We start from the raw sequence: 20,176 nt of genomic DNA, 5'->3' as shown, positions 1-20,176 counted from the left end.
CAGCAGGCGGGCGCCAGCGAGAGCGGGCAATCCATGATTGTGACGCCGCGCCGGGCGGCCGCCAGGCGGGTGTGCCGGCGCCGGTCAGGCGGGCGGCCGTTGCCCCAGGATGCGGCTGGCCGCCGCCACGCCCCACCACGCGGCTTCTTCGAACACCGAATAGCCGGACAGGTCGGCATGGGCGAACAGCACCGGGCCGTCCACCTCGCGCAACGCCGCCAGGCCGGCGTTCGATAGATAGCCGCAGTAGGGCGAGGCCATGGCATGGCCGCGCACCGTGATCTCCAACTGCCGGGCGCGACGCCAGAACTCGTCGCCATAGGCGGCGACCAGATCGGCGGCGGCCTCGTCGCGCAGCGCCTCGGGGCGGGCGTCGGCGAGCCATTGCCGCGCGGCCTGCGGCGTCCGGTTGCTGAGGGCGTGATAGGCAGTGAACACCGTGCGCGGGGAACGCGCCACGCGCAGCAATTGGTGGGTCGAGACCACGTAGCCCAGGGCCTGGCCCTGGTAGACCACGTTGTCCCACGACAGCGGCTCGCCCGGCGCTTCGCGCGGATAGCCGTCCATGACGAAGTTCGACACCAGCCAGGGCGCGTGCGGCGACGCGTGCGTGGCCGGATCGTAGCCGTAGGCGCGGATGTCGGGCAGCAGGCGCTGGGCCACGAACAGCGGCATGGCGCAGACCGCGCGCTGCGCTTGCAGCGTAAAGACGCGGGCGGCGGGCCCCGGCGCCAGGCAATCGATGCGCGGGCCGGCCGCGCTTTCCTGCAACCGCGCGGCGGTGCCGGGCAGCAGCCAGCCCTCATGGCCGAGACGGGCGCTGATGGCGTTGCGCAGCCGTTGCACCAGCGGCGCCAGGCCGCCGGGCCAGGTCAGCACCGCGCCCTCGGCGGCGTTGGCGGCATGGCCGTCGCGGCTGGCGAAGTAGTGCAGCCCGGCCCAGGCCGAGACCCGGTCGTAGGGCGCGCCGTAGTCGTCGCGGCAGCAGTAGTTCAGGTACCAGTGCAGGGCGGGGGAGGTGTAGCCTTCGCGGTCCAGCCACTGCTTGAATGTGAGCGCGTCCAGCGCCCGCCAGGCCGGGTCGCGCGAGGACAGCACGATGGGAATACAGAAGACCTTGCGGCCGTCGTTGCCGATCGCGCCGTGCAGCCGGTCCACCAGCGCCAGGAACTTGCGGTGCTGTTCGATATCGGCCTCGGGCAGCCCGTGCATCGGCAAGAGACCGTCTTCCCAGCGGCCGTCGCGCAGCAGCCGTTCCTGCGGCGAGTGCGCCAGGATGGCCTCGTCGTAATAGGGCCGCTCGCCGAAGGCGTCGCGCTCGGCGATGCCGAAATCGGCCAGCATCTCGCGCACGTGGGTGGACTGCATCGACGGCAGCGGCAGGTAGTGCGCGCCGAGCGGGTAGTCGAGCCCGTCGCGAGCGCCGGCGGCGGCATTGCCGCCGTACTCGGGGCCCTGGACCACGACGAAATCGGTGAAGCCTTCGCGCGCCAGCTTCCAGGCGCACGACAGGCCGGCCACGCCGGACCCCAGGATCGCCACCTGGCAGCGCCGGGCGCCGGACGATGGCGGCAGCGCCGCGCCATCGCGCAGCGCATGGCCGGCCTGCATGCCCGGGTAGCGCACCTCGGGCGTGGTCTCGACCACGCGCGAACGGTAGTAGCCCGCCGTGCCGGCGGCGGCGGCGGTGGCGACGCCCAGCAGGAAGGTGCGGCGCCGCATCAGCGGATGACCTTGCGCCAGTCCTCGTCGAAGTACCGCACGAGCGATTGTTCGTTCAGGCGGTTCGGCGGCATGGCCAGCGCCGGCATGTCGGCGGGAAAGTGGAACAGCTCGCGCAGGGTGGCGGGGTCGAGGTAGCGGGTGGGCACGGTGACGGCGTCCGGCGGCGTGTAGTCGCGGCGCTTGCCGGCCAGGATGAAGCCCCAGTCGCCGAACGACGGCACGTAGGCGTGGTACGGCCAGGTGTTCAGGCCGGCTTCCTTGAGCGTGGCGTCCACGCTCCAGAACGAGCGCGGCGCGAAGTAGGGCGAGGTCGACTGGATCACCATGTAGCCGTTCTCGGCCAGGTGCCGCGCCATCAGGTGGTAGACCGGCACCGAGTACAGCCGGCCCAGGCCGAAGTTGGACGGATCCGGAAAGTCCACCACGATGAAGTCGTAGACCTCGGCGTGGCTTTCGAGCCAGCGGCCGGCGTCGTCGTTGATGACGGTGACGCGCGGATCGGTCAGCGAGCCCTGGTTCAGCTTCGTCAGCGGTTCGGAGCGCGAGAACAGGCCGGTCATGGCCGGGTCCAGGTCCACCAGCGTGACGTGCTCAACGTGCTTGAATTTGAGGATTTCGCGCACCGCCAGGCCGTCGCCGCCGCCCAGCACCAGCACGTTGCGGGCCCAGGGCAGGGCCTGCAGGCCAGGGATCACCAACGACTCGTGGTAGCGGTGTTCGTCGCGTGACGAGAATTGCAGGTTGCCGTTGATGTACAGCCGCAGGTCGTCGTGCCAGCGCGTCACGATCAGGCGCTGGTAGGGCGTGGTCTCGGCGTGCACCACGTCGTCGCCGTACAGGCCCTTCTCGGCCCAGGCCGTCATCTGGCCGGAAAACAGGAAGCCCAGCGCCAGCAGCCCCAGCACCACGCCGCCGCGTATGGCGCGTTCGGCAGGGCGCCGGATCTCGCCGCGGAACAGCCAGGTGGTCCACAGCGCCACGCCGGCGTTGAGCATGCCGAACAGGAAACTGGTGCGCAGCAGGCCCAGCTTGGGCGCCAGCAGCAGCGGAAAGATCAGCGACACGGCCAGCGCGCCGAGATAATCGAAAGTCAGCACGCGGCTGACGATTTCGCGGAACTCCGCCTTGCGCTGGTTGAAGACGCGCATCACCAGCGGGATCTCCATGCCGACCATCAGTCCGATGATGAAGACGCCCGCGTACAGCGCCGCGCGAAACGGCGCCGACAGCCAGGCGAACACCAGGAACAGCACCGCGGCGGAAACCCCGCCCAACAAGGCGACGGCCAGTTCGACGTCGATGAATCGATTCAAAACGTCGTCGTCTCTTACATATTTTGACAACCACGATCCGATGCCCATCGCGAACAGATAGCAGCCGATGACGGACGAGAACTGGAGGATGGAATCGCCCAGCAGATAGCTGGCCAGCGCGCTGCTGATGAGCTCGTAGCCCAGGCCGCAGGAAGCGACGATCAATACCGACAGGATGAGGACGCGGTCGCGCATGAGGGTTCCGACTCGAAAAATGCGTTCGCAGTATATCGAAGGCGGCGTATATACTGCGCGCAATCAGGGCCTGGAGGGGCGATTATGGGAGAAGCGATGCATCCGGCGGTGACCTATCTGATCTACATTGTTTCGGCGCTGGTCATGCTGGGCATTTTCACCGCGGTCTACACCACGGTGACGCGCTACAAGGAATTCGAACTGATCCGCCAGGGCAACATTGCCGCGGTGCTCTCATACAGCGGCGCGCTGGTTGGTTTTTCGTTCACGCTCTGCTCCAGCATCGCCATCCATGCGAGCTTCGTCATGTTCCTGGTCTGGGGCGTGGCCGCCATGGTGGTGCAACTGGTCGTCTATGCCGTCGTGTCGCGCGCCATCCAGGGCTTGCACGAGGCCATCGAGGAAAACAACATTGCCATGGGCGGCCTGATCGGATCGATCTCGCTGGCCGCCGGCGTGGTCAACGCCGCCTGCCTGACCTGAGCGGCCGCGCGCGTCGACCCATCTCTGACACAGGAGAACTAGCCATGAGTCTCGGTTCATTTATCCGCAAACAGTTCATCGACATCCTGCAATGGAACGAGGACGGCGACGGCGTGCTGGCCTGGCGTCATCCGATGCAGGATTTCGAAATCCAGTACGGCGCCAGCCTGACCGTGCGCGAGTCGCAGATGGCGGTGTTCGTCAACGAAGGCAAGGTGGCCGACGTGTTCGGCCCCGGCATGTACAAGCTGACCACCCAGACGCTGCCGGTGCTGACGTACCTGAAGAACTGGGACAAGCTGTTCGAGTCGCCCTTCAAGTCGGACGTGATCTTCTTCAGCACCCGCCTGCAACTGGGCCGGCGCTGGGGCACGGCGCAGCCGGTGACGCTGCGCGACAGCGAATTCGGCATGGTGCGGCTGCGCGCCTTCGGCGTGTATTCGTACCAGATCACCGATCCGGCCAAGTTCTACCGCGAGATCAGCGGCACGCGCGACGTCTACACCGTCGATGACCTGGAAGCGCAGTTGCGCAACATGGTGGTCGCGGCCATGACCACCGCGCTGGGCGGCTCCAAGGTGCCGTTCCTGGACATCGCCGGCAACCAGGGCCTGATGTCGCAGAGCATCGGCGAGCAGCTCGGCCCGGTGTTCGAGCGCTATGGCGTCAAGCTCGACAACTTCACGGTCGAGAACGTGTCGCTGCCGGAAGAACTGCAAAAGGCGCTGGACACGCGGATCTCGATGGGCATGGCGGGCGACCTGGGCAAGTTCACCCAGTACCAGACCGCCACCTCGATCCCGCTGGCGGCGCAGAACGAAGGCGGCATCGCCGGCATCGGCGCGGGCCTGGCGGCCGGCGCGGCGCTGGGCCAGACCATGGCGGCCGGACTGGGCGTGGCCGCGGGGCAACCGGCGGCGGGCGCCCAGGCGGCGGCCGGCACGGCGGCGGGCGCGGCGGCCGCTTCGGGCGCCGACCCGGTGCAGCGCCTGCAGCAGCTCAAGGACCTGCTCGACAAGGGCCTGATCACGCCGGCCGACTACGACGCGGCCAAGGCCGAGGTCCTGAAGAAACTCACTAGCTGAACGCCGCCCGCCCATGCAGCAGGTCCTGTGTCCGCAGTGCGGAGCACCCGTCAAGTTCACTTCCACGGCATCGGTCATGGCGGTCTGCGGCGCCTGCCGCAGCACGCTGCTCAAGGACGCCGAGTCGGTCAAGCGCATCGGCGAGACCGCCGATGTCCTGGAAGACTATTCGCCGCTGTGCCTGGGCGCCGCCGGCCAGTTCGAAGGCAAGCGCTTCGACCTGATCGGCCGCATCCAGTTGCGTTACGAGGACGGCTTCTGGAACGAGTGGTACCTGTGGTTCGAAGACGGCTCGGACGGCTGGCTGTCGGACGCCTCCGGCCAATACGCCATTACCCGCCGCCGCAAGGCCAAGACCGTGCAGGGCCTGCCGGCCTTCGCCGACATCGCGCCCGGCGACGACATGAAACTGGATGGCCAGCGCTTCACGGCTTCCGACGTGCGGCGCTGCCGCGCTGGCGGCGCGCAGGGGGAACTGCCGTTCGTGCCGGGCGATGGCTGGGAAGCCAAGGTGGCCGATTTCCGCAGCCTGGATGCGTTCCTGACGCTGGACTTTTCCGACGGTCCCGAACCCGAGCTCTACATCGGCAAGGCCTTCGACCTGGCGGGCATGCAGGCGGCGACGCTGCGTTCGAACGAACAGGTCGAGGAAACCGCCGGGCGCTTCCGCGGCCAGATCAAGGCGCTGGACTGCCCCAACTGCGGCGCGCCGATCAGCTTCGTCGCCGCCATGGCGACGCAGGTGGTGTGCCCGTCGTGCGCGGCCACGGTCGACTGCGCCGGCGAGACCGCCGAAGTCATCGAGAAGGCGCGCAAGGTCAAGGCCATCAAGACCACGCTGGCGCTGGGCGCCACCGCCAGGATCGATGGCGTCGCCTACACCCTGATCGGCCTGATGAAATGCGCCGACCCGGACCCCGAGGAGCCCTCGGACTGGATCGAATACCTGTTGTTCAACCCGGCCAAGGGCTTCATCTGGCTGGTGGAGACGGACGAGGGCTGGGAGCGCGTGCAGGTCTGCGATACCTGGCCCAGCTACAACAACGCTACCAGCGTGCGCTGGCGCTCCAAGCTGTACCAGAAGCTGTACGACTACACCTCGCGCGTCGATCTGGCGCTGGGCGCCTTCAACTGGCGCGTCAGGGTCGGCGACAGCACCAGGATCACCGACTACAAGGCCGGCAACCTCAAGCTCACCCGCGAACAGGGGCCGGCCGAGGTGGGCTGGTCGGCCGCCGCGCCGGTGGCGCCGGCGCAACTGGCCCAGTGGTTCGACAATCCCGAACTGGCCAGGCAGAAGGCGATGCCGCGCTCGGCCTCGCCGGGCGGTTATCGCAAATGGGCCTGGTTCGCCACCATCGCCATGGGATTCCTCAACATGGGCAACATCTTCAGCGGCCGCATTCTGCCGATCCTGATCGGCCTGGCCTTCCTATGGCTGCCGGCCAGCCTCGCGGACAAGATGTCGGCAAAGGACGACTGAGGCATGGGCAAGTTCTTCTACGCCATCTACGCCCTGATCGTGGTCATCGCAGCCACCGGCGCCAGCTCGCCCGGCGCCCGCTTCACCAGCGGTGGCAGCGGCGGCAGCAGCAGCAGTTGGGGCGGCGGATCGTCGGGCAGCTCGGGCTGGTCGTCGGGCGGATCGCACAAGTGACGCCGCACGCGACGCCCGGCCGCCACATCCTGGCCGACTTCCGTGGCGTGGACGCCGGCCTGCTGGCCGACGCCCAGGCGCTCGAGCGCGAGCTGCTGGGGGCCGCCGAGGCCGCCGGCGCGCGCGTGTTGGGCGCGCACTTCCACCATTTTGGAGAAGGCGCGGGCGTGACGGGCGTGGTCATGCTGAGCGAATCGCACATCAGCGTGCATTCCTGGCCCGAGCACCGCTTCGCGGCGCTGGACATCTTCATGTGCGGGGCCGCCCGGCCCGAACTGGCGCTCGAGCGGCTGCGGGCCGCGCTGGCCCCCGACACGGTGCGCGTCACCACGGTCGACCGCGGCTGAGCGGGCTCCAGGCCGATTTCCTCCCTTCGTTGATCGGGCGCAAGCCGGCCCCGGGCACAAATTGACGAGCGTTATATACCTATATATATTTCGATACCGAGATTGATCTTGTCCGAGGAGAGATGCATGTTCCGCAAACACCCGGTCCTGGCGCTGTCGCTGGCCCTGGCCGCCGCCTGGGGCCCCAGCGCCCACGCTGGCGACCTGGTCGTGTCCGCCGCCGCCAGCCTGACCAACGCGTTCAAGGACGTGGCCCAGGCGTACGAGAAGGAGCATGCCGGCACCAAGGTCATCCTGAACTTCGGCGCTTCCGACGTGCTGCTGCAGCAGATCGTCAAGGGCGCGCCCGCCGACGTATTCGCGTCCGCCGACCAGAAGGCGATGGACAAGGCGGTCGAGGAAAAGGCCGTCAAGCCCGAGTCGCGGGTGGATTTCGCCGCCAATCAAATCGTGCTGATCGTGCCGACGGACAGCAAGGCCAACATCACCGCGCTCAAGGACCTGACGCGCGACGACATCAAGCGCATCGCCTACGGCAACCCGGCCTCGGTGCCGGTAGGCCGCTACACGCAGGGCGCGCTGCAGGCCGCCGGCCTGTGGGACGCGGTGCAGGCCAAGAGCGTGCTGGCGCAGAACGTGCGCCAGAGCCTGGATTACGTGTCGCGCGGCGAAGTGGACGCGGGCTTCGTGTTCGCCACCGACGCGGCAATCATGCCGGACAAGGTCAAGGTGGCGGTGCGCGTGCCGTCGCAGACGCCGGTCACCTATCCCATCGCCGTGACGGCGCGTGATGCCGCCGCCCAGGAAGCCAAGCGCTTCGTGGCCTACGTGATGTCGCCCGCCGGGCAGGAAATCCTGTCACGCTACGGCTTCCAGAAGCCTTGAGGGCGCGGGCGGTAGCCAACGCGGTCTGTGATGAGTGATCCGGTATGGGTGCCCCTGCTGCTTACCCTGAAAGTGGCGGGTTGGGCAACGCTGCTGGCCGCCGTGGCTGGCACCGCGGCCGCCTATGGCCTGTCGCGCTGGCGCTGCCCGGGCCGCGACCTGCTGGATGCCGTCCTGACCCTGCCGCTGGTGCTGCCGCCCACGGTGCTGGGCTACTACCTGCTGGTGCTGCTGGGACGGCGCGGCGTGCTGGGCGAGAAGCTGGCGGCGCTGGGCATCGAACTGGTGTTCACCTGGCAGGGCGCGGTCATCGCCGCGTCGGTGGTGGCCTTTCCGCTGGTGTTCAAGTCGGCCCGCGCCGCCTTCGAAGACGTCGATCCTCAACTGGAAAGCGCGGCCCGCGTGCTGGGCGTGCGCGAGGCCGGCGTGTTCTTTCGCGTGACCTTGCCGCTGGCGGCGCGCGGCATCGTGGCCGGCGTGCTGCTGGCCTTTGCCCGCGCGCTGGGCGAGTTTGGCGCCACCCTGATGATTGCCGGCAACCTGCCCGGCCGCACCCAGACGCTGTCAGTCGCCATCTACGAGGCGGTGCAGGCGGGCGATGACGCCACCGCCAATTTCCTGGTGCTGGTGACCTCCATCACCTGCGTGGTCGTGCTGCTGGCGGCCGGCAAGCTGGTGCCGATCCGCTCCAGCCGTCGCGGAGGCGGGCGATGAGCGTCGACCTGCGCATCCGCAAGGACATGGTGTCGGGCGACCGCCACTTTTCCCTGGACGTGGCGTTCTCCTCCAAGTCCAGGCGCATCGCGCTGTTCGGCCCGTCGGGCGCCGGCAAGAGCCTGACGCTGCGGGCGGTGGCCGGCCTGCTGCGGCCGGACGCCGGCCGCATCGAGATCAACGGACGGGTGCTGTTCGATTCCGATGCGCGCCTGAGCGTCGCGCCGCAGGCCCGCCGCGTGGCCTATCTGTTCCAGGACTACGCATTGTTCCCGCATCTGACGGTGGCGCAGAACATCGCCTTCGGCTCGCGCCGAGGCTGGCTCAATCCGCCGCGGCGGGCCGTGTCGGCCGAGGCGCGGCGCTGGGTCGACGCCTTTGAGCTGGGCGCCATCGTGGGCAGCTATCCGCACGAGATCTCGGGAGGACAGAAGCAGCGCGTGGCGCTGGCGCGCGCGCTGATGGTCAAGCCGGAAATCCTGCTGCTGGACGAGCCGTTCTCGGCGCTGGACTCGCAGTTGCGCGGCAAGATGCGCCAGGAGCTGAGCGCGCTGCAACGCCAGTTGGACGTGCCGATGCTGCTGATCACGCACGATCCGGCCGACGTCGAAGCGCTGGCCGACGAGGTCTTCGAGGTCCGCGACGGCAAGGTGCATCGCCGCGACGAGGACGTCGGCGTGTGACGGGCAGGGCGGCATTCAAAGCGTGAATGCCGCTGCCTGTAAGCGCCGCGGCCGCCCGGGGCCGACCGCGGTGGCGGCAAGCGCCTGGCCGCAACGGAGCGAAGTCAGTCCAGCACGCCCAGGATCACGCTCGAGGCCTTGAACACGGCGACCGCGCCCGCGCCTTCGCCCAGTCCCAGGTCCTGCGCGCTTTCGTTGGTGACGATGGCCGCCAGCGTGGCGCCGCCTTCCAGTTCGATCAGGATCTCGCTGTTGACCGCGCCGGCGCGCACCGCCGTCACGGTGCCTGGCAATTGGTTGCGGGCCGACAGCCGCAGGCCGGCGCCGGGCGCGCCGACGATCACCGACGAGGCCTTGACCAGCGCCAGCGCTTCCTTGCCGGGCGCCAGTTCGAGTTCCTGGGTGCTCTCGCGGGTGATGGTGGCCGTGATGACCTGGCCGCCGGCGATGCGCAGCAGGACTTCGTCGTTGACGGCGCCCGTGCGGACCTCCATCACGGTGCCCATGAGTTTGTTGCGTGCGCTGGTTTTCAGCATGAAGCGTCTCATCAGGTCGATGTCGCCGCTGGCATCCAGGCCGGCGCGCGCCAGGTTTTCCATGAATTTGCGGTGCTCGGCTTCTAGCACCCGGAACGTCGCGATCAGGCCGCGCGCCCGGTCGGTCAGGCGCGTGCCGCCGCCGCCCTTGCCGCCGGCCGCCCGCAACACCAGCGGTTCGCCCGCCAGGTTGTTCATGGCGTCGATGGCGTCCCAGGCGCCCTTGTAGCTCATGCCGACCGCGCGCGCGGCGGCCGTGATCGAGCCGGTGGCGTCGATCTGCGCCAGCAGGTCTATGCGGTTCTTGCCGCCCCAGTTCTGGGCGCCGGAACGAAACCAAATCGAGCCGTCGAGTTCCAACATCGGTATCGGGTGTGGTCAGCGTGATGAAAGTACCGCGAGTGTAATGGAGCCCGCGCCGCCGGCATTCGGGAGGGATCGGATGAGAATGAGATGCTGTTGAAACTTTATCCGCTTCGCGGCACTATGAGTGCGCTCAGGATGTGTTGAGGTGTGTTGACATCGGGGGCCGGCTCGCGGCCCCGCTTCTTGGAGATCGACATGAAAGCGCTGAAAATGCTGGCATCGGGTTCCATGGTGACACTACTGGCGGCCTGCGCTTCCGGCCCCACCATCAAAAGCGATTACGACCATCAGGCGGATTTCTCGCGCTACCGGACCTTCGGCTACATGTCGCCGCTGGGCACCGACAAGGCCGGCTACAGCACCCTGCTGACCGAACGCCTCAAGGACGCGACCCGTGGCCAGATGGAAATGCGCGGTTATGTCTACGACGCCGCCAATCCCGACCTTCTGGTCAATTTCAACGGCAAACTGCAGCAGAAGACCGAGGTGACCCAGGCGCCGCCGCCTCCGCCGATGGGGCCGTACTACGGCTATCGCGCCGGCTTCTACGGCGGCTGGCCCGGCTACGGCTGGGGCGACACCGTCTACCAATACACCGAGGGCACCCTCAACATCGACCTGGTCGACCCGCGCCGCAAACAGTTGGTGTGGGAGGGCGTCGCAGTCGGCGAAGTCCGCGATCCCGAGGCCGCGACCTCGCCGCAGAGCATAGAGAAGGCCGTGGCCCAGGTCTTCGCCCAGTATCCGTTCCGCGCCGGCGTCGCCGCGCCGCAGCGGCCGGACAAGCGCAAACCGTAGCGTCATCCAAAGGAACCCCGCATGAGCACCCGCCGCAAATCCTCGTCTACCGATACCGGCGCCACGCCGTCCTATGACACCGTCGCCCTGGTGCTGCAGGGCGGCGGCGCCCTCGGCTCGTACCAGGCGGGGGTGTACCAGGGCCTGCACGAGGCCGGCATCCGCCCGAACTGGATCTCCGGCATCTCGATCGGTTCGATCAACGCGGCGATCATTGCCGGTTCGCGCGAGGACGAGCGCATCGAACGGCTGCGCGGGTTCTGGGAAAGCATCTGCCGGCCGGCGGGGTTCGCCTCCGTCCCCTGGGGCGATACGCTGGCCGGCATGTTCGAGGGCATTCCATTCGGCTTCGGCTCGCCCGCCATGAATGGCCAGTTGTCGGCCTTCCAGGCGCTGTTCTCGGGGCAGCCGGGCTTTTTCAAGCCGCGCTTTCCGCCGCCTTACTGGGTGCACGGCAAGGGCGCGGCGTCCACCAGCTTCTACGACACCACGCCGCTGGCGGCGACGTTGCGCGAGTACGTGGATTTCGATCTGCTCAATTCCGGCGCGGTGCGCGCCAGCTTTGGCGTGGTCAATGTGCGCAGTGGCAATTTCGCCTATTTCGACAGCCTCAAGGACACCCTGCGGCCCGAGCACATCATGGCCTCCGGCGCCTTGCCGCCCGGCTTCCCGTCAGTGGAGATCGACGGCGAGCACTACTGGGACGGGGGCGTGGTGTCCAACACGCCGCTGGCGCAGGTCCTGACCAGCGACACGATGCGCGACACGCTGGCCTTCCAGGTCGACCTGTGGCCCGCGCGCGGCGGGCTGCCGACCACGCTCGAGGAAGTGGCCGAGCGCCAGAAGGACATCCAGTACTCCAGCCGGACCCGCATGGTCACCGACCAGCTACGCCGCGTGCTCAAGCTGCGCCATGGCCTGCAGCAACTGCTGGAGCGCCTGCCCGAAAAAGAGCGGGGCGCGCCCGAGCTGGCCGAGATCCGCCGCCTGGCCAAGACCCCGGCCACCAACATCATCAACCTGATCTACGAGTCCAAGCACCGCGAGCGCTTCTCCAAGGACTATGAGTTCGGCACCGAGGCCATGCGCGAGCACTGGGAGTCGGGCCTGGCCGACATCCGCCAGACGCTGGCCAAGCCGGGTATCCTGGCGCGCCCGACGCAGGACAGTTGCTTCGTGGCCCACGACATCCACCGCAATGGCAAGCACACCTCCTGAGGTTCCGCGCGGCGGTCTGGGATCCGTCTGATTCCAGGGAAACTTCGCCGCACAACGGCGTCAGCAACGGTAGTCTTTCGGCAAGACTTGAAACCTTGTTCCGGGTCCGGGCCGCCGTCTTCCGCGCCGCGCCCGCGCCCGCTGGAGACGCCAACATGACTATCGCTTTCCCCGTTCCCCCTGTCCGCGGCCCGCAGTCCGCGCCTGCGGTTCCGGGCGCCGCCACGCCGGCCCCGCCGCCGGCCGCCGCGGCCGAAGCGGCCGACGGCCCCTTCCCGGTGCGGCTCGACGGCTGGTGGAGCCTGCTGTACCACGGCTGGACCTTGCTGACCCCGCAAGGCACGCGGCTGGACCTGACCGAGGTCGAGCGGGCCTGCTTCCAGTGCCTGCTGCGCAACCCGCGCAAGGAACTGTTGCGCGAGGAACTCGCCTTGCTGCGCGAGGAATTGATGCTGCCGCGCCAGAGCACCAACCTGCGCGCCCTGAATGTGGCGATCTGCCGCCTGCGGCGCAAGGTGCGCGAGGCTGGCGGGCGCCTGCCGTTGCATACGGTGCATGGCGTGGGCTATGTTTTCCTGGGCAACCTGCAAGAGGTTGCCGACGTCTGATCGCGGCGGGCGGATTCCCCCCGGATCCGTTTGTTTTTCGCCGCTTCCCATGTCGCGCGCCGTCGTGAAAATCAGTGATTTCCCCAATAACTGAGTTACATTAACGGGCTATTCACGTGTCAGTGGCGGAGCGCGGGATTTTGTTTTGATTGCAATCACGTATTGCGGTCAAATACGGCGGTCGGACACGGCCGCGCAAGCCCGCGGCCGTCCTTCGGCAACCGGACACGGCGCTCAGCTAACGCCGTTACATTGTTGCGGTCGCTTGACGCGGTTAACTTCGCGGGGGTTTCAATGCGGTTTTCGCCTAAACGTGTATCAAGTCTGGCTTTTTCCGGCGGCGTCCTCGCGCTGTTGTTGGCGGGTTGCGGTGAAAAGCCGCAGATGAACCCCGGCATGCCGCAGGTCAGCGTCATCACGGTGCAGCCGCAACGCACACCCATCGTCTCCGAACTGCCCGGCCGCGTCGACGCGGTGCGCGACGCCCAGATCCGCTCGCGGGTCACCGGCATCGTCCAGAAGATCGCCTTCGAGCAGGGGGGCGACGTCAAGGAAAACCAGTTGCTGTTCAAGATCGATCCGGCGCCCTACAAGGCCGCCTACGATCAGGCGACCGCACAGCTCAAGCAGGCGCAGGCCAACCTGTTCAGCGCCAAGCTGCTGGCCGACCGCTACGCGCCGCTGGTCAAGGCCAACGCCGTCAGCAAGCAGGAATACGACAATGCCGTGGCGGCCTACCGCCAGGCCGATGCCACCGTGGCCGCCGCCAAGGCGGCGCAGGACAACGCGTCCATCAACCTCGGCTACACCGATGTCACCTCGCCGATCACGGGCCGCATCGGCAAGCCGCTGGTGACCGAGGGCGCGCTGGTCGAGGCCACCTCCGCCACGCAGATGGCCACCGTGCAGCAGCTCGACCCGATCTACGTTGACTTCACCCAGTCCACCGCCGACCTGGCCGCGCTGCGTCGCGCCTTCGCCAGCGGCAAGCTGCAGCAGGTCGGCAAGGATGCCGCCCGCGCCACCGTGGTGCTGGAAGACGGGTCCGAATACGACAAGCCGGGCAAGCTGCTCTTCACCGGCATCACGGTCGATCCCAGCACCGGCCAGGTCAACCTGCGCGCCGAGGTGCCCAACCCCGACGGCATCCTGTTGCCCGGCATGTACGTGCGCGTGCGCCTGGAGCAGGGCGTGGACGACCAGGCCCTGCTGGTGCCGCAGCAGGCGCTGCAGCGCACGGCCGACGGTTCGCAGAGCCTGATGCTGGTCAAGGACAACAAGATCGAACAGTTGCCCGTCACCACCGGCGGCGCCATCAAGAACAACTGGATCGTCACCAGCGGCCTGAAGGCCGGCGACGTGGTCGTGGTCGAAGGCTTCCAGAAGATCCGTCCCGGCGCCCCGGTGCAGGCCAGCCCCTGGAACAAGGACAAGGCGGGCGGCCAGCCGCCGGCACAGCCTGGCGCCAAGCCGGCGGATCCCGCGGCGGGCGCTCCCGCGGCCAAGCCCGCGGACCCCGCCAAGCCGGCGCAGCAGGCCCCGGCCGCCGGCCAGAAATCGTAAGCGGCTCGCAGCGCAACGCGCTGCGTTCCTCTTTGGTGAGCATCGCTTTCAGAGTCAGCCCACATGCCGCAATTTTTCATTGATCGACCAATCTTCGCCTGGGTAGTCGCCCTGTTCATCCTGTTGGCGGGGATACTGGCCATCCCGAACATGCCGGTGTCGCAGTACCCCGACGTGGCGCCGCCGGCCATCACCATCACCGCGACCTATCCGGGCGCGTCGGCCAAGGAAGTGGCCGAATCGGTCACCAGTATCATCGAGGACAAGCTCAACGGCGCCAAGGGCCTGATCTACTACGAGTCGGTCAGCGATTCCTACGGCACCTCGACCATCACCGCCACCTTCGCGCCCGGGCGCGATCCCGACCTGGCGCAGGTGGACGTGCAGAACCGCGTGTCCAACGTGATCGCCCAGTTGCCCGCCGCCGTGCAGCAGCAGGGCCTGAAGTACGAGCAGACCAGCACCGGCTTCCTGATGATCGTGACGCTGTCGTCCACCGACGGCTCGCTCGACCAGACGGCGCTGGCCGACTACATCACCCGCAACGTCCAGAACCCGGTGTCGCGGGTGTCGGGCGTGGGCCAGTTCCAGCTGTTCGCGGCGCCGCGCGCCATGCGCATCTGGGTCGATCCGGCCAAGCTGGTGGGCTTCAGCCTGAGCATGGCCGAGGTCAACCAGGCCATCTCGTCGCAGAACGTGCTGGTGTCCGGCGGCAGCATCGGCGCGCCGCCCAACCCCGACTCGCAGCGCATCACCGCCACGGTGGTGGCCAACGGCCAGCTCAGCACGGTGGAAGGTTTCGGCAAGATCGTGCTGCGCGCCAACAGCGATGGCTCCAAGGTGCTGCTGCGCGACGTCGCCCGCATCGAGGTCGGCGCCGACAACTACCAGTTCGGCGCGCGCCTGAACGGCAAGCCGACGGCGGCCTTCGCCATCGTGCTGTCGCCTGACGCCAACGCGCTGGCCACCGCCCAGGGCGTGCGTCAGCAGATGGACCAACTGTCCAAGTACTTCCCCGGCAACATCACCTACGCCATCCCCTACGACACCGCGCCGTACGTCAAGGTCTCGATCGAGCAGGTGTTGCACACCCTGGCCGAAGCCATGGTGCTGGTGTTCCTGGTGATGTACCTGTTCCTGCAGAACGTGCGATATACCCTGATCCCGGCGCTGGTGGTGCCGGTGGCCATGCTGGGGTCGTTCGCGGTCATGCTGGGGCTGGGCTTCTCGATCAACGTGCTGACCATGTTCGCCATGGTGCTGGCCATCGGCATCCTGGTGGACGACGCCATCGTGGTGGTCGAGAACGTCGAGCGGATCATGGCGACCGAAGGCCTGCCGCCCAAGGAAGCCACCAAGAAGGCCATGCCGCAGATCAGCGGCGCCATCATCGGCATCACGCTGGTGCTGGTGACGGTGTTCCTGCCGCTGGCCTTCATGAGCGGGTCGGTGGGCGTGATCTACCGCCAGTTCTCGGTGGCCATGGCCGTGTCGATCTTCTTCTCGGCGCTGCTGGCGCTGACCTTCACGCCGGCGCTGTGCGCGACCATCCTCAAGCCGGTGCCCAAGGGACACCACAACGACAAAAAGGGCTTCTTCGGCTGGTTCAACCGCAAGTTCGACGCCACCACGCACGGCTACCAGAACTGGGTCTCGCGCATCCTGCACAAGGGCGGCCGCATGATGCTGGCGTTCCTGGTGCTGGTGATCCTGCTGGGCTGGCTGTACCTGCGCCTGCCGTCTTCGTTCCTGCCGGAAGAAGACCAGGGCTACGTCATCAGCAACATCGAGCTGCCCACGGGCGCCAGCGCCAACCGCACGGTGGAGGTGATCGAGGAGGTCGAGGCCTATTTCCGCCAGATCCCCGCGGTCGAGAACATCATTACCGTGCAGGGCTTCAGCTTCAACGGTAACGGCCTGAACGCGGCCATCGCTTTCACCACGCTCAAGGACTTCAAGGACCGCAAGGGCAAGGGCGATTCGGCCGGCGCGATTGCGTTCAATGCATTCCAGAAGCAGCTCATGGGCATCCACGACGCCCAGGTGTTCACGCTCGTGCCGCCGGCCATCTCGTCGCTGGGCAACGCCACCGGTTTCGACCTGCGCCTGCAGGACCGCGGCGCGGCCGGCACCGAGGCGTTGGCCGCGGCCACGGGGCAACTGATGGGCATGGCCATGAAGAGCCCGGTGCTGTCGCAGGTGCGCATCACCGGCCTGTCGGCCGGCACGCAACTGACGCTGGACATCGACCGCGACAAGGCCGCCGCGCTGGGGGTGAATTTCGACGAGGCCGCCTCGCTGATCTCCACCGCCGTCGGTTCAGCCTACCTGAGCAAGTTCCCCAACCTGGGCCGGATGCAGAACATCTGGGTGCAGGCGGATGCGCCGTACCGCATGCAGTTGTCGGACGTGCTCAAGCTGAACGCCCGCAACACCCAGGGTGGCATGGTGCCGCTGTCGTCGTTCGTCACCGCCAAGTGGTCGCAAGGCCCGGTGCAGGTGGTGCGCTACAACAGCTACGAATCGATGCGGATCGGCGGCAGCGCCGCGGCCGGTTACACCACCGGCCAGGCCATGGAGGAAATGCAGAAGCTGGTGGGCCAGTTGCCGCAGGGCTTCGGCTACGAGTGGACCGGGCTGTCCTACCAGGAACGCCAGGCCGGCAACCAGGCCCCGATCCTGATGGGCCTGTCGCTGCTGGTGGTGTTCCTGGTGCTGGCCGCGCTGTACGAAAGCTGGGCCATCCCGATCTCGGTGATGCTGGTGGTGCCGCTGGGCATGCTGGGCGCGGTGGCGCTGGTCAGCGCGCTGGGCATGTCCAACGACGTGTACTTCCAGGTGGGCATGGTGACCGTGATCGGGCTGGCGGCCAAGAACGCCATCCTGATCGTGGAATTCGCCAAGGACCAGTACGCGCGCGGCATGGGGCTTTATGAAGCGGCGGTGGAAGCCGCGCGCCTGCGGTTCCGGCCGATCCTGATGACCTCGCTGGCGTTCATCCTGGGCGTGGTGCCGCTGGCCATGGCCACCGGCGCCGGCGCCGCCAGCCAGCGCGCGGTGGGCCTGGGCGTGCTGGGCGGCATGCTGGCCGCGACGCCGTTCGCGGTGATTTTCGTGCCGACCTTCTTCGTGGTGGTGCTGGGACTGTTCAAGACCAAGCCGCGCCTGCTGGGCGCCGAGCTGCGCGCCTTCGAGGAAGAACAGGCGGCCAAGAAGGCGGCGGCGGGGCAGACCCCGCCGGACGCTCCCGCACAACCCAACGGTGGCCAGGAGGGCAAGGAATGAGCGCCCTGATGTTCAAACAGACCGCCTTGTCCGCCTTCGTGGCGGTGGCGTTGGCCGGCTGCTCGCTGGCGCCCGACTACAAGCGCCCTGACGCGCCGGTCTCCGGCAACTGGCCGGACCAGCCCAAGGTGCAGTACGGCGCGTACGCCAATCCGATGTCGCTGGGCACGCAGCCCGCGTCGGCGGTGGCGCCGCAGGCGGGCACGCCCGCGGCCGACCTGGGCTGGCGCGAGTTCTTCCACGATCCGCGCCTGCAGCGCCTGATCGAGCTGGCGCTGGTCAACAACCGCGACCTGCGCGTGGCGGTGCAGCGCGTCGAAGAGGCGCGCGCCCAGTACGGCGTGCAGCGCGGCGCGCAGTGGCCCAGCATCGGCGCCGGCATCCAGGGCCAACGCCAGCGCTTGCCCGAGAACATGCGCCAGCCGGGCGCCGGTTCGATCAGCAGTTCGTACCAGGCCGGCATCGGCCTGACCACGTTCGAGATCGACCTGTTCGGCCGCCTGCGCAGCCTGTCGGAAGCGGCGTACCAGCAGTACCTGTCGACCGAGCAGGCGCAAAAGAGCACCCACATCACGCTGATCGGCGCGGTGGCGCAGTCGTACTTCAACCTGCGCGCCGCCCAGGTGCAACTCGAACTGACCCAGCGCACCCTCGCCTCGCGCCAGGAGTCGTACAACCTGGTCAAGCGCCGCTTCGACGGTGGCGTGGCGTCCGAACTCGACCTGAACCAGTCCAAGTCGCTGCTGGACACGGCATCGGCCGACCTGGCGCAACTGGCCCGGGCCCAGGCTCAGGCCGTCAACGCGCTGGTGCTGCTGCTGGGCACGCCGTTGCCCGATGATCTGCCGGCGCCGGCGCCGTTCGGCCGCGACCAGTTGCTGGCGAGCGTGCCGGCCGGGTTGCCGTCCGACCTGCTGGAGCGCCGTCCGGACATCCTGGCCGCCGAGAACAACCTGAAGTCGGCCAACGCCAACATCGGCGCGGCGCGCGCGGCGTTCTTCCCGACCATCTCGCTGACCGGGCTGTTCGGCGTGGCCAGCCCCTCGCTGGATACGCTGTTCAAGGGCGGCCAGGGCTACTGGAGCTTTTCGCCGTCGATCACCACGCCGCTGTTCGCCGGCGGCAGCATCCGCGAAGGCTTGAACCTGGCCAAGGCGCGCGACAATATCGCCGTGGCGCAGTACGAGCAGACCATCCAGCAGGCGTTCCGCGAGGTCTCGGACGCGCTGGCGGGCGAAGCCACCTATGGCGCGCAGTTGGACGCCCAGCGCGCGTTGCAGGATTCGTCGGCGCGCACCCTGGAACTGTCGAACCTGCGTTATACCAATGGCATCGACAGCTACCTGCAGGTGCAGACCGCGCAAGTGGACTTTTTCAATGCCCAGCTCGCGCTGGTGCAAACCGGCCTGGCCGCGCTGATCAACCGTGTGGAACTCTACAAGGCGTTGGGCGGCGGCTGGGAAGAAACAACGAAAGTGCAATGATAGAACTTGGTGTAAACATCGATCACGTCGCGACCCTGCGGCAGCAGCGTCACACGACCTATCCCGACCCGGTGGCCGCGGCGCTGCGCGCCGAGGACGCCGGCGCCGACCTGATCACGCTGCATCTGCGCGAAGACCGCCGCCACATCCAGGACGCCGACGTCTACGCGATCCGGCCGCAACTGCGCACGCGCATGAACCTGGAGTGCGCGGTCACGCCCGAGATGCTGGAGATCGCCTGCGCGGTCAAGCCCAATGACGTCTGCCTGGTGCCGGAAAAACGCACCGAGCTGACCACCGAAGGCGGGCTCGAAGTGGCCGGCGCGCTGTCGGCGGTGACGGACGCGGTCGGCCTGCTGACCGAGACCGGCATCCGCGTGTCGCTGTTCATCGACCCCGACCCGGCGCAGATCGCCGCCGCCGCCCGCGCGGGCGCGCCGGTCATCGAGCTGCACACCGGCGCCTATGCCGAAGCCGAGGGCGACGCCGCCCTGGCGGAGCTGGAACGCATCCGCGTGGCGGTGGCCGAAGGGCTGCGCCATGGCCTGCGCGTCAACGCCGGCCATGGCCTGCACTATGGCAACGTCAAGCCGGTGGCGGCGCTGGACGGCATTTCCGAGCTCAACATCGGCCACGCCATCGTGGCGCAGGCGGTGTTCGATGGCTGGGAGAAGGCCGTGCGCGACATGAAGGCGCTGATGGTGCAGGCTCGCCTGGAAGCGCTGCGCGGCCGTTGAGGCCGGGCCCGACCCCCTCCCTCGGCGCCATAGCGATGTCCCAGCCCGAATCCCCTCTCGCCGTCCCCCCGCCGGCCGCCATCGGCGGCATCGGCATGGACCTGCTGCGCATCGATCGCATCGAGCGCGCGCTGGCGCGCCACGGCGACCGTTTCGCCGAGAAGATCCTGGGGCCCGAGGAACTGGCCAAGTTCCATGCGCGCCGCGCCCGCGACCCGGTGCGCGGCGTGCGCTTCCTGGCGACGCGCTTTGCCGCCAAGGAAGCCTTTTCCAAGGCGGTGGGGCTGGGCATGCGCATGCCCATGACCTGGCGCCGGGTGCAGACCCTGAACGCGCCCGGGGGGCGGCCCGTGCTGGTGATCGCCCCAGAACTGCTGGAATGGTACGTGCAGCGCTTCGGCGCCGCGCACGTTTCCATTACCGATGAATCCGACATGGCCGCCGCCTACGTGGTGGTCGAACGCAAGCCTTGAGCCCGCGGGCCGGCTAGCAAC

General features: G+C 68.0%; 19 protein-coding genes. 16 read left to right on the top strand and 3 right to left on the bottom strand.

Translation table 11 applies throughout. From position 1 onward, the window contains the following. Positions 1-84: 84 nt before the first annotated feature. A complete protein-coding gene (locus tag ACUDCK_RS20920; RefSeq protein ID WP_175166553.1) occupies positions 85-1,722 on the bottom strand; it encodes an NAD(P)-binding protein in 1,638 nt (545 codons plus the stop codon). Next, positions 1,722-3,233, bottom strand: coding sequence for a polyamine aminopropyltransferase (locus tag ACUDCK_RS20915; protein WP_054416382.1), 1,512 nt, complete (start codon positions 3,231-3,233; stop codon positions 1,722-1,724). Before ACUDCK_RS20915 ends, ACUDCK_RS20920 begins: the two co-directional genes overlap by 1 nt. Positions 3,234-3,329: 96 nt before the next feature. Here ACUDCK_RS20915 and ACUDCK_RS20910 point away from each other — a divergent pair, with 96 nt between their 5' ends. From ACUDCK_RS20910 to ACUDCK_RS20875, 8 genes are all read left to right on the top strand, one after another. Continuing rightward, on the top strand, positions 3,330-3,716 hold the full coding sequence (locus ACUDCK_RS20910) for a DUF350 domain-containing protein (RefSeq protein ID WP_049072739.1): 387 nt from the start codon (positions 3,330-3,332) through the stop codon (positions 3,714-3,716). Positions 3,717-3,760: 44 nt separating this feature from the next. Then, complete coding sequence (locus tag ACUDCK_RS20905) at positions 3,761-4,801, top strand: SPFH domain-containing protein (RefSeq protein ID WP_049072741.1); 1,041 nt, start codon at positions 3,761-3,763, stop codon at positions 4,799-4,801. A 13-nt stretch (positions 4,802-4,814) separates the two neighbouring features. Beyond that, entirely contained in the window at positions 4,815-6,284 is a 1,470-nt protein-coding gene (locus tag ACUDCK_RS20900) for a DUF4178 domain-containing protein (protein WP_144654588.1), read from the top strand. Positions 6,285-6,287: 3 nt separating this feature from the next. Beyond that, the gene (locus ACUDCK_RS20895; RefSeq protein ID WP_162876642.1) at positions 6,288-6,458 is read left to right on the top strand and encodes a hypothetical protein; all 171 of its coding nucleotides are present in this window, start codon (positions 6,288-6,290) and stop codon (positions 6,456-6,458) included. Continuing rightward, on the top strand, positions 6,455-6,805 hold the full coding sequence (speD, locus tag ACUDCK_RS20890; RefSeq protein WP_049072743.1) for an adenosylmethionine decarboxylase: 351 nt from the start codon (positions 6,455-6,457) through the stop codon (positions 6,803-6,805). The genes ACUDCK_RS20895 and speD overlap by 4 nt, the downstream gene beginning before the upstream one ends. Positions 6,806-6,931: 126 nt before the next feature. Beyond that, positions 6,932-7,690, top strand: coding sequence for a molybdate ABC transporter substrate-binding protein (gene modA, locus ACUDCK_RS20885; protein ID WP_064523485.1), 759 nt, complete (start codon positions 6,932-6,934; stop codon positions 7,688-7,690). 30 nt (positions 7,691-7,720) lie between these two features. Further along, positions 7,721-8,404, top strand: coding sequence for a molybdate ABC transporter permease subunit (gene modB, locus ACUDCK_RS20880; protein ID WP_175166554.1), 684 nt, complete (start codon positions 7,721-7,723; stop codon positions 8,402-8,404). After that, a complete protein-coding gene (locus ACUDCK_RS20875; RefSeq protein ID WP_116792130.1) occupies positions 8,401-9,087 on the top strand; it encodes a sulfate/molybdate ABC transporter ATP-binding protein in 687 nt (228 codons plus the stop codon). Before modB ends, ACUDCK_RS20875 begins: the two co-directional genes overlap by 4 nt. A gap of 104 nt (positions 9,088-9,191) precedes the next feature. On the opposite strand, the gene ACUDCK_RS20870 is transcribed toward ACUDCK_RS20875, so the two are convergent. Then, the gene (locus ACUDCK_RS20870; protein ID WP_054503230.1) at positions 9,192-9,986 is read right to left on the bottom strand and encodes a TOBE domain-containing protein; all 795 of its coding nucleotides are present in this window, start codon (positions 9,984-9,986) and stop codon (positions 9,192-9,194) included. 198 nt (positions 9,987-10,184) lie between these two features. Here ACUDCK_RS20870 and ACUDCK_RS20865 point away from each other — a divergent pair, with 198 nt between their 5' ends. The 8 genes from ACUDCK_RS20865 (at position 10,185) to acpS (ending at position 20,155) form a co-directional block, all read left to right on the top strand. After that, the gene (locus ACUDCK_RS20865) at positions 10,185-10,787 is read left to right on the top strand and encodes a DUF4136 domain-containing protein (RefSeq protein WP_081273389.1); all 603 of its coding nucleotides are present in this window, start codon (positions 10,185-10,187) and stop codon (positions 10,785-10,787) included. A 21-nt stretch (positions 10,788-10,808) separates the two neighbouring features. Next, positions 10,809-12,005: a DUF3734 domain-containing protein gene (locus ACUDCK_RS20860; RefSeq protein ID WP_064523494.1), complete on the top strand. Its 1,197-nt coding sequence runs from the start codon at positions 10,809-10,811 to the stop codon at positions 12,003-12,005. 155 nt (positions 12,006-12,160) lie between these two features. After that, positions 12,161-12,613, top strand: a complete 453-nt coding sequence (locus ACUDCK_RS20855; protein WP_175166555.1) for a helix-turn-helix domain-containing protein — start codon at positions 12,161-12,163, stop codon at positions 12,611-12,613. Positions 12,614-12,907: 294 nt separating this feature from the next. Then, positions 12,908-14,176, top strand: coding sequence for an efflux RND transporter periplasmic adaptor subunit (locus tag ACUDCK_RS20850; RefSeq protein ID WP_175166556.1), 1,269 nt, complete (start codon positions 12,908-12,910; stop codon positions 14,174-14,176). A gap of 63 nt (positions 14,177-14,239) precedes the next feature. Then, positions 14,240-17,461 (top strand): efflux RND transporter permease subunit, encoded by a 3,222-nt coding sequence (locus ACUDCK_RS20845; RefSeq protein ID WP_175166557.1) that lies wholly within the window; start codon positions 14,240-14,242, stop codon positions 17,459-17,461. Then, positions 17,458-18,945, top strand: coding sequence for an efflux transporter outer membrane subunit (locus ACUDCK_RS20840; protein WP_054503225.1), 1,488 nt, complete (start codon positions 17,458-17,460; stop codon positions 18,943-18,945). Before ACUDCK_RS20845 ends, ACUDCK_RS20840 begins: the two co-directional genes overlap by 4 nt. After that, on the top strand, positions 18,942-19,682 hold the full coding sequence (pdxJ, locus tag ACUDCK_RS20835; RefSeq protein ID WP_054503224.1) for a pyridoxine 5'-phosphate synthase: 741 nt from the start codon (positions 18,942-18,944) through the stop codon (positions 19,680-19,682). The genes ACUDCK_RS20840 and pdxJ overlap by 4 nt, the downstream gene beginning before the upstream one ends. A 35-nt stretch (positions 19,683-19,717) precedes the next feature. Next, positions 19,718-20,155 (top strand): holo-ACP synthase, encoded by a 438-nt coding sequence (gene acpS / locus ACUDCK_RS20830; protein WP_175143988.1) that lies wholly within the window; start codon positions 19,718-19,720, stop codon positions 20,153-20,155. Positions 20,156-20,176 lie beyond the last annotated feature (21 nt).

Source organism: Achromobacter sp. CF-sbj1-Ac2-l, from assembly GCF_052698165.1.
The sequence above is the reverse complement of the archived record's forward strand: the minus strand, read 5'-3'. Positions and strand labels throughout refer to the sequence as shown.